General features: G+C 61.1%; 11 protein-coding genes. 7 read left to right on the forward strand and 4 right to left on the reverse strand.

Translation table 11 applies throughout. The features are described 5' to 3' along the window. Positions 1-736: ABC transporter substrate-binding protein (locus BACI349Y_RS10885; RefSeq protein WP_159632115.1), on the reverse strand; the 736-nt coding region annotated here is incomplete at its 3' end. Between the two features lie 272 nt (positions 737-1,008). Between BACI349Y_RS10885 and BACI349Y_RS10890 the strand changes: the two genes are divergently transcribed. From BACI349Y_RS10890 to BACI349Y_RS10900, 3 genes are all read left to right on the forward strand, one after another. After that, entirely contained in the window at positions 1,009-1,932 is a 924-nt protein-coding gene (locus BACI349Y_RS10890; RefSeq protein ID WP_159632116.1) for an AraC family transcriptional regulator, read from the forward strand. 82 nt (positions 1,933-2,014) lie between these two features. Next, positions 2,015-3,178 carry a tyrosine-type recombinase/integrase gene (locus tag BACI349Y_RS10895; protein ID WP_201302427.1) on the forward strand — a complete coding sequence of 388 codons (1,164 nt, stop codon included), beginning with the start codon at positions 2,015-2,017 and terminating at the stop codon, positions 3,176-3,178. After that, entirely contained in the window at positions 3,175-5,664 is a 2,490-nt protein-coding gene (locus tag BACI349Y_RS10900; RefSeq protein ID WP_159632118.1) for a tyrosine-type recombinase/integrase, read from the forward strand. The genes BACI349Y_RS10895 and BACI349Y_RS10900 overlap by 4 nt, the downstream gene beginning before the upstream one ends. On the opposite strand, the gene BACI349Y_RS10905 is transcribed toward BACI349Y_RS10900, so the two are convergent. After that, positions 5,626-6,669 carry an ATP-dependent DNA ligase gene (locus BACI349Y_RS10905; protein WP_159632119.1) on the reverse strand — a complete coding sequence of 348 codons (1,044 nt, stop codon included), beginning with the start codon at positions 6,667-6,669 and terminating at the stop codon, positions 5,626-5,628. The two genes, BACI349Y_RS10900 and BACI349Y_RS10905, sit on opposite strands and share 39 nt — an antisense overlap. Before the next feature lie 101 nt (positions 6,670-6,770). Continuing rightward, a complete protein-coding gene (locus BACI349Y_RS10910) occupies positions 6,771-7,505 on the reverse strand; it encodes a TIGR02391 family protein (protein ID WP_159632120.1) in 735 nt (244 codons plus the stop codon). A gap of 1,615 nt (positions 7,506-9,120) precedes the next feature. On the opposite strand from BACI349Y_RS10910, the gene BACI349Y_RS10915 reads away from it, so the two are divergent. Both BACI349Y_RS10915 and BACI349Y_RS10920 read left to right on the forward strand, forming a co-directional pair. After that, positions 9,121-9,423 carry a hypothetical protein gene (locus BACI349Y_RS10915; protein ID WP_159632121.1) on the forward strand — a complete coding sequence of 101 codons (303 nt, stop codon included), beginning with the start codon at positions 9,121-9,123 and terminating at the stop codon, positions 9,421-9,423. Continuing rightward, the gene (locus BACI349Y_RS10920; RefSeq protein ID WP_159632122.1) at positions 9,423-9,761 is read left to right on the forward strand and encodes a nuclear transport factor 2 family protein; all 339 of its coding nucleotides are present in this window, start codon (positions 9,423-9,425) and stop codon (positions 9,759-9,761) included. Before BACI349Y_RS10915 ends, BACI349Y_RS10920 begins: the two co-directional genes overlap by 1 nt. A 552-nt stretch (positions 9,762-10,313) precedes the next feature. Here BACI349Y_RS10920 and BACI349Y_RS10925 read toward each other — a convergent pair. Next, on the reverse strand, positions 10,314-11,255 hold the full coding sequence (locus tag BACI349Y_RS10925) for a LysR family transcriptional regulator (protein WP_159632123.1): 942 nt from the start codon (positions 11,253-11,255) through the stop codon (positions 10,314-10,316). A gap of 119 nt (positions 11,256-11,374) precedes the next feature. Here BACI349Y_RS10925 and BACI349Y_RS10930 point away from each other — a divergent pair, with 119 nt between their 5' ends. Then, the gene (locus BACI349Y_RS10930) at positions 11,375-12,367 is read left to right on the forward strand and encodes a DUF1852 domain-containing protein (RefSeq protein WP_159632124.1); all 993 of its coding nucleotides are present in this window, start codon (positions 11,375-11,377) and stop codon (positions 12,365-12,367) included. A 20-nt stretch (positions 12,368-12,387) separates the two neighbouring features. After that, entirely contained in the window at positions 12,388-13,434 is a 1,047-nt protein-coding gene (locus tag BACI349Y_RS10935) for a methionine synthase (protein ID WP_159632125.1), read from the forward strand. Positions 13,435-13,436: the final 2 nt, after the last annotated feature.

Here is a 13,436-nt window from a genome sequence, read left to right on the forward strand (position 1 = left end):
GGTTGGTGTAGAACTCGGTGGCGGCGGTGAACTCCGGGCTGTTGACCTGGGCATTCCAGTCCTTGTCGAACCAGGTGCCGCCAAAGGTGTTCACCACTGTGGTCAGGGGCGCGAAGACCTGGCCCCAGCCGGGCTGGCCGCGCAGGCAGATGCCTTTCATGCCGGGTGCTGCGCCGTCTACTTTCGCCGCGATGTCGGCCACTTGGTCCCAGGTGGGTTTGTCCGGCATGGAGAGACCTTTGGCCTCGAGGATGTCCTTCCGGTACATCAGGAAGGACGATTCACCATAGAACGGTTCGCCGTAGAGCCTGCCGTCCGTACCGGTGAGGGAAGCAGTGTAGGCGGGGAGGATATCCGCCTGGTCGAAGCCGGGGTCCTTGGCCACGCTGTCCAGCGGTGCCAGCCAGCCGTTGGCGGAATAGAACGGGATTTCGTAGTTGGACAGCGATGCGACATCGTATTGACCGGCCTGGCTGGAGAACTCCTGGCTGATCTTGGCCCGGACGTCGTTCTCCGGCAGGATCGTGAAGTTGACGTTGATGCCGGTTTCTTTGGTGAAGTTGTCTGCGGTGAGCTTCTGCAGGTCCTCCATTTGGGGGTTGTTGACCATCAGGACGTTGATGCTGTTGGGGTTGCCGGCGGAATTGCCTCCGCCGGCACCTGTGCAGGCGGTGGCGCCCAGAGCGATGCAGAGGGCTCCGGCGGACAGGGCGGCAGCGCGCGTTTTCGGGCGCATTAAGGACTCCTTTGTTCTTCAGGAAGATTCAGGGCAGATGCACCCGACTGCTGCGTCAGGGTGCCGGTCTGGTGTGCGGCCGGCCTCCAGGATCCCGGTGCCGTGCTCTTGTTCCTCAACAATAGGTGTGCGGGATGTGCCACAACTAGCGTCACCGTTGCCCGTTTCTGATACTTATTTTCCGATCTGATAAGCCTCATCAGCCGGTACGCTGGTCAGGGCGCAGGGGATGCTGTCCAAAATTCATAACCACCGAATACACGGAGACTGCCATGGCCACAGTGGATGATGCCGAGGAAGCGACTGCCCGGCTGGCCGAAAGACTTCTGGGCATGCGGGCCAACCGTGAGGTGATTCCCCCGGATCCCAACCACTCGGTTCGGTGGCACCAGCACAGCTACCCAAGCCCACTGGCGCGGTGGAACTACCATCCTGAGTACGAGATCCACCTCATCCGCAAGGGCACCGGAAAATTCATCGTCGGCGACCACATCGGCACCTTTGAGGCCGGCCACGTGTCGATCGTGGGTTCTGGCCTGCCGCACGACTGGGTCAGCGACCTGGAGCCGGGCGAAGTACTGGAGAACCGGGACGCTGTCATCCAGTTCGACGGGAAGTGGGTGGAGCAGGCGTCCGGCGTGGTCCCCGAGCTGGCCGAGGTCCGTCCGTTGCTCGAACAGTCAGCGCGTGGCATCGAATTCCTGGGACAAACCGCAGTGGCAGCGGCGGCGGCCATTGAGGCCATGGGCCAGACCACCGGCCTGGAGCGCCTCCAGCACCTGTTTGAATTGTTCGCACTCCTTGCCGCGGCGCCGGAAGGTGACCGCCGGTATCTCGCGGAAGAATGGTTCAGGCCGCAGCTGGACGGACAGGCCGCCGCCGTCGTCGACCTTGTCCTGGAGTACGTGTTCAGCAATCACTCCGGCAGCGTCCGGATGTCTGAGGCTGCTGCCCTAGTGGGGATGCCGGAGCCCACCTTTTCCAAGTACTTCAAGCGCGCCACCGGACAGAACTTCAGTGACCTGGTCCGGAAACTGCGGCTGGCACATGCCCGGCGCCTGCTTGAGCGCAGCGATAAGGCGGTGTCAGACATTTGCTACGAAGTCGGCTTTACCAACCTCTCCAATTTCAACCGACACTTCCTCAACGACACGGGAGAAACCCCGCGGCACTACCGCCAACGCACACAGAAGTGAGAGTCGGGCCTGCTTGGGATGGGCATGTTAACTGCACCTTATGTTGGTCTCTTGGAAACCCGCGTCAGGAAGGCTGGAACCTGTGACAGGCAATATGGGCAGGGTGCTGAAGTCAGATGTTGGTCTTCCGTACCGGCTGATTTTCCCGGACACGGAACACCTGGCTGTTTCGTCGTTCCTGCGTGACCTTTCGGCTTCCGACTGTTCTCCTGCCACATTGCGCAGTTACGCCTATGACTTGTTGCGCTGGTTCCGATTTCTTCATGACCGGTTCGTACCTTGGGAACGTGCTGAACGACTCGATGTCAGGGCGTTGGTGGAACACATGCGGGCTTCCCCCACAGCTAACACTTTGCGAAGGGGGAGCGATCAGACCGTCACTACCAACACAGTGACGCGAAAACGAGGACCAGGGACCACGTTCTCAGCCAATTCCATCAATCATCAGCTCACGGTTTTATCCAGCTTTTACGACTTCGCCCTCGAGATGAATTTGGGTCCACTGGCTAATCCGGTGCCCCGGCAGCGGGGCTCGGGGGTAAGGGCTTACTCGCACCACAATCCCATGGAGCAGTTTCGGCCGAGCCGGCGGGGGACTTACCGGCAACGTGTTCCAAAACCAGCCTGGCGGGGGATCCCGGACGCGGCTATGGCGTCTATCTTCAATGGGCTGACAAGTCATCGGGACAGGGCCATGTTGTCCTTTTGGCTTAGCAGCGGTGCCCGCGCGGAGGAGCTGCTGGGCTTGTGCCACGGGGATTACGATTTCGGGGAACACACGCTGGTGGTGACGAGCAAGGGAACCCGCAATCGCGATCTTATTCCTGCCAGCGCTGATGCTTTCGTGTGGTTAGCGCTGTACATGCGCGAAGGTCAGCCGGCCTCTCCCGGGGACCGCGTCTGGTGGACGCTGCACCCCAAGAACCGGCGGCCGCTTGAGTACGCGGCCGCGCGGCAGATGTTTGCCAGAGCGCAGAAAAAGTTGGGGTCGAACTGGACCCTCCACGATCTGCGGCACACGGCCGCGGAGCGGATGATCGCCGATCCCGCCTTCACTCTCGTCGACGTGCAAACCGTGCTTCGCCACGTAAACGTCACGACCACAACCATCTACACCCAGCCCCGAATGGAGGACGTGTTGCAGAAAGTCCTGGAGCACTACGCCAGACCTCCGCAAGAGGCGCCGGGCATCGAACCGGAGTACGACGGCGCGGCGTTGCGCGAACTGCTGGGATTGCCGGAATGACGGGCGAAACCGTCACGCAGGACCTCCGGTCGGCGGCCCAGATCGCCGCAGCCCAGACCTCTGCCCGGGTCAAGGAGTTGCGGCTGCAGGCGGACAGTACTTTTACGGCACGGAATAAGGCCATGCCCCGTCCAGCGTACGACGCCGGCATTCTGGGTCCGCAGGACGAACATTGGGAGTTCCGGCATCTACAGTCGCTGGGAACTGAGGAAGCCCTCGCATGGGTGGATCGCAGTAACGGCGCCTACGGGAGGAGCCCAAAGCGGGAAAGATCCACCAGCCGTGCTACACGCGACGTGCTGGAATGGCTGCTGCGCTTTCCGGGGGAGACATGGGAAGAACGCTGGTTCGCGTCCGGGCTGGACCAGGCGCCGAGAACTGGCCTCGGTGAACTCAGTGAACGCCTGGCACGACCGAGGCAGCAGATCAGCCTGGGTATCACGAGCATCGTTCGGGCCCGGCTCGTCCGCCCGTCCTACGAGTGGATGTTCTCTTCGAAGCAATGGAACCTCAGTCAGGGAGCTGTCAGCTTCCTGGACGCGGCCGAACCGGTGGAGACGCCGCGCATGCGTGGCCTTCCCCAATACCTGGCAGCGCACCAACTCGTGCGCCGGAACGCTGAGAACGCCATTGCAAGGGTGATGGTGAGAACGGGCAAACGCTTGGGCCAGCTGACCGGAGAAGACATCCTGGCCTATTCACACACTGCTCGTACGAGCACGCGGCACGCCAAGGAACACTTGGCATGGGAACTGCTGGTCACCCTCGGGCCCCTCGCCGGAGAGCCCGCGACGCTGCGGGCAGCCTGGCACGCAAACGTGGTCAACCGCAGACACACCGTTGAAACCCTGGTTCGACGGTACGGCATTCCGGAATCAGGCGTCAGGAATCTGCTCATCGATTACCTCGAAGAGCTTAAACCCAGCATGGATTACGGCTCGCTCGAAAGCCTTTCCTACAGGCTGATCCGGCTGTTTTGGGCAGAGGTACTCGACATCAACCCCGCCCAGCAGAACCTGCATCTTGCCCCTGACGTCGCTGTTCAGTGGCGCGAGCGTGTCAAGACCACGTTGGAGGGAACACCACGCAACGAGACAGCCTCAACGTTCTTCGCCGTGCGGGCCCTCTACCGGGACATCGCCGAGTGGTCGCACGAGCAACCCGAACGCTGGGCCGTTTGGGTTGCACCAATTCCACTTCCACGCGCCGAATCCAAGGCCTCCTCCAGGCACCGACGCCAAGTCGAGGCACGCATGCAGCAACGCACCCGATCCCTCACACCTCTCTTGCCGGCATTCATGCGCTCCGCAGAGGACCTGAAGGAAAAAGGCCACCGGCTACTCGAACGCACCGTGGCCGCCACCCACCTGCAGACCTACACCGTCGACGGGGTGACCTATCGGCGCCACGACCCGCCCGTACGGACCAAGGCGAACACTCGCGCCAGGATTTGGGCAGAAGTGATAAGCGCCGAGGCGGGTTCCAGCCCACCTGTTCCGGTGGGAAAACGGGCCGACATCACCTCTGTCGAGGCCGACAACTTCTGGGGCTGGGCGGTGGCGTCCACCCTCAAGGAAACCGGAGTTCGGATCGAAGAACTACTGGAGCTGACTCAGCTGTCGCTGCGCCACTATGTGGCTCCCACAACCAACACCATCGTGCCGCTCCTGCACATCGTGCCGTCCAAGACTGACCAGGAGCGACTGATTCCAATGTCCCCTGAACTGGTCAAAATCCTCGTCGAGGTGCAACGACGGGCCCGCGGCACCGGCCAAGCCGTGCCACTTTCCACCCGATACGATCCCAACGACAAAACCTTCAGCGAACGCCTGCCTCACCTGTTCGCCCGGCTGGTCGGGCCCACCCAAAACGTTCTGTCCAACCACTACGTTCGGAAGCTACTCATCGGCATCGCCTCCCACGCAGGCCTCAGCGATGGCGGGATGCCCGTGACTTTCACACCGCACGATTTTCGACGGCTCTTCGCGACCGAGCTCGTAGGCTCGGGCCTACCCCTGCACATCGTCTCCACCCTCCTTGGACACCTGAACCTGGAAACCACCCGCGGCTACACGGCAGTGTTCCCCGAGCACGTCATCCAGGCCCACCACGCCTTTATTGAACGCCGCAGACAAACCCGTCCCGGCCATGAACTGCGCACGGCGTCATCGGAGGAATGGCAGGAGTTCGAACAACACTTCCTCCTGCGCCGGGTCGCTCTGGGGACCTGTCACCGGCCCTACGCCACCCCTTGCGTGCACGAGCACGCCTGCATCAAGTGCCGCTTCCTGCAGGTCGACCCCGCACAAGCAGGACGTGTAGAGGACATGACCGCGAACGCCGAAGCCCGCCTGGACGAAGCCCGGAAGCACCAGTGGCTGGGCGAGGTCAAAGCCCTCGAGGAGAACCTGGTCCACCTTCGTCGCCGACGCAACGAAATGACTGGATCACCCAGGCCTGTCCGTGTCACTGACGGTCAGGCTTGAGGGGAGCCCGACCTCAACGGGGTTCAGCTCGGGACGAACTCTCCGGAACTTCAGTGAATGCCGAAACGATTGACCGGACCAGGCAGCATCGGCTAGCACCTCGACCACGACGGGCTCAACGAGAGTCAGCTCAGTAGGGGAGGCATCACGGTTGAACCTGTCCAGCGTTGTTCCTTTCACCACTGGCGGCCAAGGGTGAGGCCCTTCAGGTGTCCGTAGCCAGCGGGAAAGCGCCCTGCTGTCAGCGGCTTTCAGGGTGGAGCTGCGGCCGACAATACGCAGCTCGCCGTCAATAGGCAGGCCGGCCACCATTTCGGTCGGCCTCTCCATCGGGCCTACAACGGCAGCGCAAAGCACGTCCAGCTCTGAGACGTGCTTGGCCTTAAGCCAAATCCGTTTCCCGCCGGTGTAGGTCTGGATGCTGCTCTTGGCCACAAGCCCTTCCATCCCGGCCCCGGCGAGGCCCTCAAACCACTGCCGGGCGAGCTCCCGGTCGGTGGTCTGAGGCGATAACGAAAACGGGGGAGCCCACAGCGTTGCCAGCTCTTCCAAAAGGACCCGACGATCCGCCAGTGGCAGGGCCCTGGCATCCTGCCCAGCCACGCCGAGAATGTCAAAGCCCACGAAATTGGCTGGCCGTTCGGCGGCCGCGGACCGCAGTGCCGCCCCACCTGCAGACAACCTGCGTTGGAGGGCCTCAAAATTCAACCTCCCCTCCGACCACACCACGGCTTCCCCATCAACCACGAAGCCGGGGGGAAGCATGCGACCTGCCGCCTCCGCTAAATCCGGAAAGTACCGGGTCAGATTTTTGCCCTGGCGTGACCATAAGCTCACGCGGTCACGATCGCGGAAGATCAAGACCCGGTAGCCGTCGAACTTCGGTTCGAAGAGCATCTGACCGGGTAGAGCAGCAGGCGCCGGAATGCCCTTCACGGCCTTCGCCAACACCACCTCCAGTGGCGGGCGAAGCGTCGACGGGAGGGCCTCACCAGAGCGATCCATGACCCAACACTAGGCCTCTGTCCTCGGTGAAAGTCGTCTCTGTCTCCTTGTCCAGCCGTGGAACCGAGAGCAGCACCCTATAAAGGATCGCGATCCGAAGCTTATATCCGGTGGACTTGTGCTTGGTCGATCCAACGAGCCAGCAAGCTGAAGGCTGCTAGTTGTTCTAGGGCAAGCTGCTCCTCGCCGCCGTGACTTTCCTGTGGCTTATGCATGCCAGGATTACGGATAGCTGTATAAAGCCCATCCGCGAAAGATCGAGCGCCCCGGTGAAGGTTCTGATACGTCTTACCCCCATCATCTTCTGTCAGCCTGAGTCGCGGCGCGCCTTCCTTTGGCGCATCCATTGAAAACGCCTCATTGAACAGCGCTGTCTCAGAGACATCCATGCGCCTAATCTTCGCTTGCGTCTCGGCATTGACACGGATAGCGGCCTGCATCACGGCCTGATGATAATGCCCTGTGTTCCAGTAGGATCGCCCGTTTTCCCAAGCCCAGGGGTGAAGATTGGCCGCGTCCATGTCCGGAGCGTTATCCCCTAGGTTTTCAGCGAGCTCTGCTGCCCTTTGCATTGCGGCTTTGGCTCTTGAGGCTTGGTCCCGGAGCCAAGCAAGTTTCGCGTCCTTCTCTGGCCGATCCTGTCCCCAACCGGGCAGAACACGATCAAGTATTTGTTCCACAACATGCGCACGCTGGGACGCTTCAGTCTGCGATCCCCGCATGCGTGTTCCAAGCACTACGACTCCTCCGCCGCTGTTGTCGTAGCCGACCTGGTCAGTCACGCGTAGGAACTGGTCGATTTCCTTGATTGCCCATTCATGGTTCAACTTGCTCATGCAAGCATCTTGCCCTGTCAGGCGGTCATCGCATCGAAGGCCAGCTTGCGCGTGCGAAAAAGTGCGCCGCCCATAAGCCGATCCCCTACCGGGCTGGTTGGAACGGCCAATGGTCTGGATAGGTGTAAGGAACTGCGACGACTTGGACTTCGTCCTCGTAGACAAGTCGGCCGGGGTTCCGGGTGCGAAGCACCATCCAGGGGATGTTGTTCCGGTCGAGTAGGTCTAGGTATGCAGCCGTCATATCGAGAAGTGTCGTGGAAGAGCCCTTCGTTTCTAAGTCCGTTGGCCATCGCGAAAACTCCTGGAAATCGTCCTCGGCGGTTAGGGACGGCGCTTTGATAACGAATGAACTCACCCATGCAAGCAGACTACGCACTCATAGGTCCGCCCTGTGATCACCTATCTCGGTGACGGATCCCTTACTGGTTGCCGGGAAAGGGATCAATACGGCTGTCCATCCTTATATGCCTGGGTCTAGAGTCTTAGCAATCCCACCGGAGGCTATATGGACAAAACGCAAGTTCTAGCCATCGTCTGCAGCCTGATACTTGGCTCGTTTGTCTGTGCCGGCATTCTTGCACTGACCCTGGGGACGGCAAGCAGCATGTTCTGGCCGACGTTGGTCGCCAGCATCACAGTTGTGGCGATCGTAGTGGTTCTGACCCAGAATGCGCGGAAGAGGCAATGAGACCGGTGCGAAGTAAATCGGAAGGGCAGCGACCAGGGGCAAAGGGCAGGCGGCCCCGTTGACGGATCCTTCCGCGGGGCACGCGAGCCGAGGTGCAAATTCCAAGGTCACGATGGACATCCGAATCCATCGGTGTGAAGCGAGTCCCCGCTGATGCGACCAGTTCAGCGTCGACTGGCGAAGTCGACGACGCCGATTCCCACCAAGATGCCAAGACTGATCAAAGCACTGCCAAAAAATACTATCGCTATGCGAAGCCACTTCAGGACCAACTGTTCGTGTGCTTTGAAAGGCGCCAGGGTGTGTACGCAGGAGAACAGGAAGCGCGCATAAAAGCCGCGTATGAGAATGATGACCACTCCAAGGACTATCAGCACCGTTGTGCTGTACGCAGTCATCATGCGCGTCCGTTGTTGAGAGCCCAAAGGAGGACGATTCCCAATCCAAAAAGGATTTGGGCTGTACCAACCATCCGGATCAATGGAATTTGTCTTCGCCGTTCCCACTCTTGGTCGAGGTCCGGTTTCAAGTAAGCCTTGCTCTGAGCGCCGAACTTTGCCAAGCGGGGCGCAATGAGCCAACCGAGGGCACCAAGTGCGGCGACGGCCAGGCCAGCGATCAACAACGGCGACATCAGTTCCCCCTTGAAGTTATGGCTGAGCCCGGTCTTTCACAGACTGCCATCAATGTACCCCTTCGGTTCTTACGTCCCGTCCCGCATACGGCCCTCAATCGTGCCACCAGCCGGTCCTCAACCGGCCGCGCCGCATGCGGCCGTCAGGGACGCACCGGAGGGATGGCGGCTAATTCCCGCATGAACCGCCCGCAAGGCTGTCCCGCGAAGGGGGCTTGAAAGCTACACAAGCGGATTGTCTAAAACTCTTGGGATCTGAGGTGTTCGGCGGCAGTCCGAGAGGCCGCTGCTTGACAGTGTTCAGTGAAGGTACGCCGCCTCAGCTCAAGGGCATGACGGCGGCCGCCGCAGGCATCGCGCTGATCAACACCATCGGCTCCATAGGGTCCTTCCTTGGCCCTTACGTCATGGGGCTCGGCCAGGACTGGACCGGCAACGTCATCGTTCCCCTCCTGTTCATCGCAGGCGTCGCGGTAGCCGGGGCACTGGCAGCCCTTGCCATCCCCCGCACCCGGACGAACCCGGAACATGTCGACGAAGGGTGTGAGACCGCCCTGAAACCGGCAAATCAAGGGAAAGCAGGTGTCCAGTAGTGAGCACCCTTTCCGAGACAGTCCGGACCGTGATGGCGGCCTACAACAACGGGAACCCGGAACCCCTGATCGCCACTTTTCACGACGACATTCAATACACCATCGTCGAAGTCGACAGGACATACCGGGGCCGAAAGGCAGTCAGCGCCCTGGCCCGCGAGGGGGCCGGACAAACCCGGTTTCACCTGCAGGATGTCACATCGCAGGGGCAATTGGTCGCCTTCACCTACGACCACCACAACCCTCTTGCCGGAATGAGCTACCACGGCCCAGGACTGGCCGTCCAAAAGTACGACGACGACGGGCGGCTGCTCGCACAATGGGCTTATAGAGCCTGAAAACCAACAAAGGACGACGGCGGGATTCCCGCCGTCGTCCTTTGTCATCCTGATCGCTGTTATCGCAGCCGCGGTCAAGATTTGTCAGCGCTACGCGCGCCAAGACGCCTCTGACCTGAGAAGACACTGTGCCCGAGGTGGGACTCGAACTACATTCGCGGCCTTGCAAACACTGCGAACCCGCGAAACATGCGGAATCCGACCCGTCCGAAGGCTCTACGCGGCAGTACGAGACCAAAAGTGCGGACATTGTCCACACCCGTTTTCGGAGATGGCAAAGTATTGCCGGGGCAGCAGATGCCGTGAACTTGGGCGGCAGAGTCCAGCAAGTCAATAGTTCCCGCGGCGACTCCGACGACACCAGTTCCGGGTAAGCCTCGGCATCCTCCTTGACAGTCGTCGCCGGCCTGGCCAACGCTCGGCCAACAAACGGACATCATCCTCATGGAAGTCGTACCGATCGACTACTTGAAGGGCATGCTCGAGGTCCCGGCATGCCGTCACGCGTCCTCATGGCGCCTGAGCAGATCAGACCCGTCCACTCAACTGCGGTCAGTCGAGTAGCGCTACGCCGAACTCCGCGACGACGGCGCGCAGTTCCCTGAGGTAGCGCTGCGCTTGGTCGGTAAGCGGAATCGCGGCGTGGCCGATCCAGCCGATCTCGATGCGTTCGTCAACCTCGAGCGGGATGGCGACGATCTCCGGGTCGAGCTGCCCGCTGATGATGCCCGTCGAGATCGTGTAACCGTGGAGCCCGATCATGAGGTTGAAGATCGTTGCGCGGTCGGAGACCCGGATCTCCTGCTTACTGGACAAGGTGGAGAGAATCTCCTCGGCAAAGTAAAAAGAGTTGTTCGCACCTTGATCGAAGGTCAGCCGCGGCAAGGCGGCAAGATCGTCCAGAGTCGCCCGCTCTTTTGACGCGAGCGGGTTCTTCCGTGAAATGAAAATGTGTGGATCGGCGAGGAACAGCGGAGAGAACGCGAGCCCGGATTCGCGGAGCAGCTTGTCGATGACCTTCCGGTTGAAATCGTTCCGGTAGAGGATGCCTATCTCGCTGCGGAGTGTCCGGACATCCTCGATGATGTCCCAGGTGCGGGACTCGCGGAGCGAGAACTCGTATTCGGCCACCTCAGTGGCCTTGACCATCCGGACGAAGGCGTCCACCGCGAACGAGTAGTGCTGCGTGGACACCCCAAGCAGACGTCGTGTCGGTGGCCTGCCAAGATAGCGCTGCTCGAGGAGGGCGAACTGCTCGACCACCTGTCTCGCGTAGCCGAGGAACTCTACCCCGTCGGCGGTGAGGGTGACCCCGCGGGCGGAGCGAACCAGGAGTGCACGGCCCACCCGTGCCTCAAGGTCCTTCATGGCAGCGGACATGGTCGGCTGCGCGACGTAGAGAAGATCGGCCGCGGCGGAGATCGACCCCTCAGCGGCAACTTCTATGAAGTAGCGGAGCTGCTGCAGGGTCAGTCCGGTCGAAATCTGGGCCATAGGAAGATTCTATATGAATGCATAGTAACGCCTAGTTACTTGATACCCCTTGAAAGGCTGCACCATGGATACATCCCCTTCGGAAAGGCCGTCTCCGGCCCATCAACGATTGGCAGCGCATGGCCGACGATTTCACCTTCAGCATTACCACCACCCGCTTCGACGAGGACTACTCCCCGTCGGAAGGCTCCCGGATCACGACGAACTTCGCCAACCTGGCACGTGGCGAGCACCGCCAGGAGAACCTCCGCAACGCCTTGACCATGATTCGGCGTCGTTTCAACGATCTCGCAGACTGGGACAACCCGGACCGGGACCGCTACACGCTCGAGCTTGAGATCGTTTCCGTGCAGATACAGTTCACCGCGGACGGTACGGATCAGCAGTTCCCGCTGTTCGAGGTTCTCGATATCCAGATCGTCGACCTGCTGAACGGGGTCCGCCACCAAGGGATCGTCGGCAACAACTTCTCCTCCTACGTCCGCGACTTCGACTTCAGCGTCGTACTGCCAGCGGCAGCAGCTGACTCGGGCAAGCCCACCGTACCCGAGGACTTCGGAGACCTTCACGGCAAGCTGTTCCAGCACTTCCTCGATTCCCCGGTATGCCGGGAACGCTTCCCGCAACCGCCAGTGGTCTGCATCAGCGTCTCCACGAGCAAGACGTACCGGCGAACCGGAAACCATCACCCGGTCCTGGGCGTCGAGTACCAGCAGGACGAGTTCTCGCTGACGGACGCGTACTTCGCAAAGATGGGGCTGCGGGTCCGCTACTTCATGCCCCGCGGCAGCGTGGCTCCCCTCGCCTTCTATTTCCGGGGCGACCTGCTCAACGACTACTCCAACCTGCAGCTCATCGGCACGATCAGCACCATGGAGACGTTCCAGAAGATCTACCGCCCGGAGGTCTACAACGCGAACTCCGCCGCCGCCGTCGTCTACCAGCCGAGCCTGGGCGAGCAGGATTTCTCGCGGACCCAGATCGCTTACGACCGCGTCGAGCGCGGTCAGCTCGCGGTCACGCAGGCGAAGTACACGGAGGAACACTTCATCACGCCCCACAAGGATCTGTTGGACCAGTGGACCGCCAACTACCCCGCTCTCGTCAACTGACCCTCGGAGAATCGCCAATCATGAACACACTTTTGCCCACCACCCTTGTCGGAAGCCTGCCGAAACCATCGTGGCTCGCACAGCCGGAGACTCTTTGGTCCCCGTGGAAGCTGGAGGGGGATGCGCTGCTCGAGGGCAAGCAGGACGCGCTGCGCATCGCCATCCACGAGCAGACCCGGCGCGGCATTGACATCGTCAGCGACGGCGAGCAAACCCGCCAGCACTTCGTCACGACGTTCATCGAGCATCTCGTCGGGGTGGACTTTGAACAGCGCAAGACCGTGCGCATCCGTGACCGTTACGACGCGAGCGTGCCAACCGTCGTCGGGCCGGTGCGCCGCGAACGGCCGGTATTCGTCGAAGACGCAAAATTCCTCCGCTCAACTACCGACAAGCCGATCAAATGGACTCTTCCCGGTCCGATGACGATGGTGGATACGCTTTACGATGACCACTACAAGAGCCGCGAGAAGCTGGCCTGGGAGTTCGCCGCGATCCTTAACCAGGAAGCGAAAGAACTCGAGGCGGCCGGCGTGGACATCATCCAGTTCGACGAGCCCGCGTTCAATGTCTTCCTCGATGAGGTCAAGGACTGGGGCGTGGCTGCGCTTGAGAGAGCGGCAGAAGGACTGCGTGCGGAGACCGCCGTGCACATCTGCTACGGCTACGGGATCAAGGCGAATAATGATTGGAAGGCGACGCTCGGCTCACAGTGGCGGCAGTACGAGGAAACGTTCCCGCTGCTCCAGAGCTCCAGCATCGACATCATCTCGCTGGAATCGCAGAACTCCCACGTGCCCATGGACCTCATCGAGCTCCTCCGCGGCAAGAAAGTCATGCTCGGGGCAATCGACGTCGCAAGCGAGACCATCGAGACCCCGGAGGAGGTCGCAGACACCCTCTGCAAGGCCCTGCAGTTCGTTGATGCGGACAAGCTCCTGCCCAGCTCGAACTGCGGCATGGCACCGTTCCCCCGGGATGTCGCACTGGCCAAGCTGAGTGCTCTCAGCGCAGGGACGACCATCGTTCGCGAAGAACTGGCCCGCTCCACCCCCAAGGTGTCATAACG

Origin of the sequence: Arthrobacter sp. 8AJ (assembly GCF_902506025.1) — a bacterium.
Lineage (GTDB): Bacteria > Actinomycetota > Actinomycetes > Actinomycetales > Micrococcaceae > Arthrobacter.

Coding starts and splice junctions, on each gene's coding strand:
- BACI349Y_RS10890 (WP_159632116.1), top strand. CDS start 1,009: ATGGCCACAGTGGATGATGCCGAGGAAGCGACTGCCCGGCTGGCCGAA.
- BACI349Y_RS10900 (WP_159632118.1), top strand. CDS start 3,175: ATGACGGGCGAAACCGTCACGCAGGACCTCCGGTCGGCGGCCCAGATC.
- BACI349Y_RS10905 (WP_159632119.1), bottom strand. CDS start 6,669: ATGGATCGCTCTGGTGAGGCCCTCCCGTCGACGCTTCGCCCGCCACTG.
- BACI349Y_RS10910 (WP_159632120.1), bottom strand. CDS start 7,505: ATGAGCAAGTTGAACCATGAATGGGCAATCAAGGAAATCGACCAGTTC.
- BACI349Y_RS10925 (WP_159632123.1), bottom strand. CDS start 11,255: ATGGCCCAGATTTCGACCGGACTGACCCTGCAGCAGCTCCGCTACTTC.
- BACI349Y_RS10930 (WP_159632124.1), top strand. CDS start 11,375: ATGGCCGACGATTTCACCTTCAGCATTACCACCACCCGCTTCGACGAG.
- BACI349Y_RS10935 (WP_159632125.1), top strand. CDS start 12,388: ATGAACACACTTTTGCCCACCACCCTTGTCGGAAGCCTGCCGAAACCA.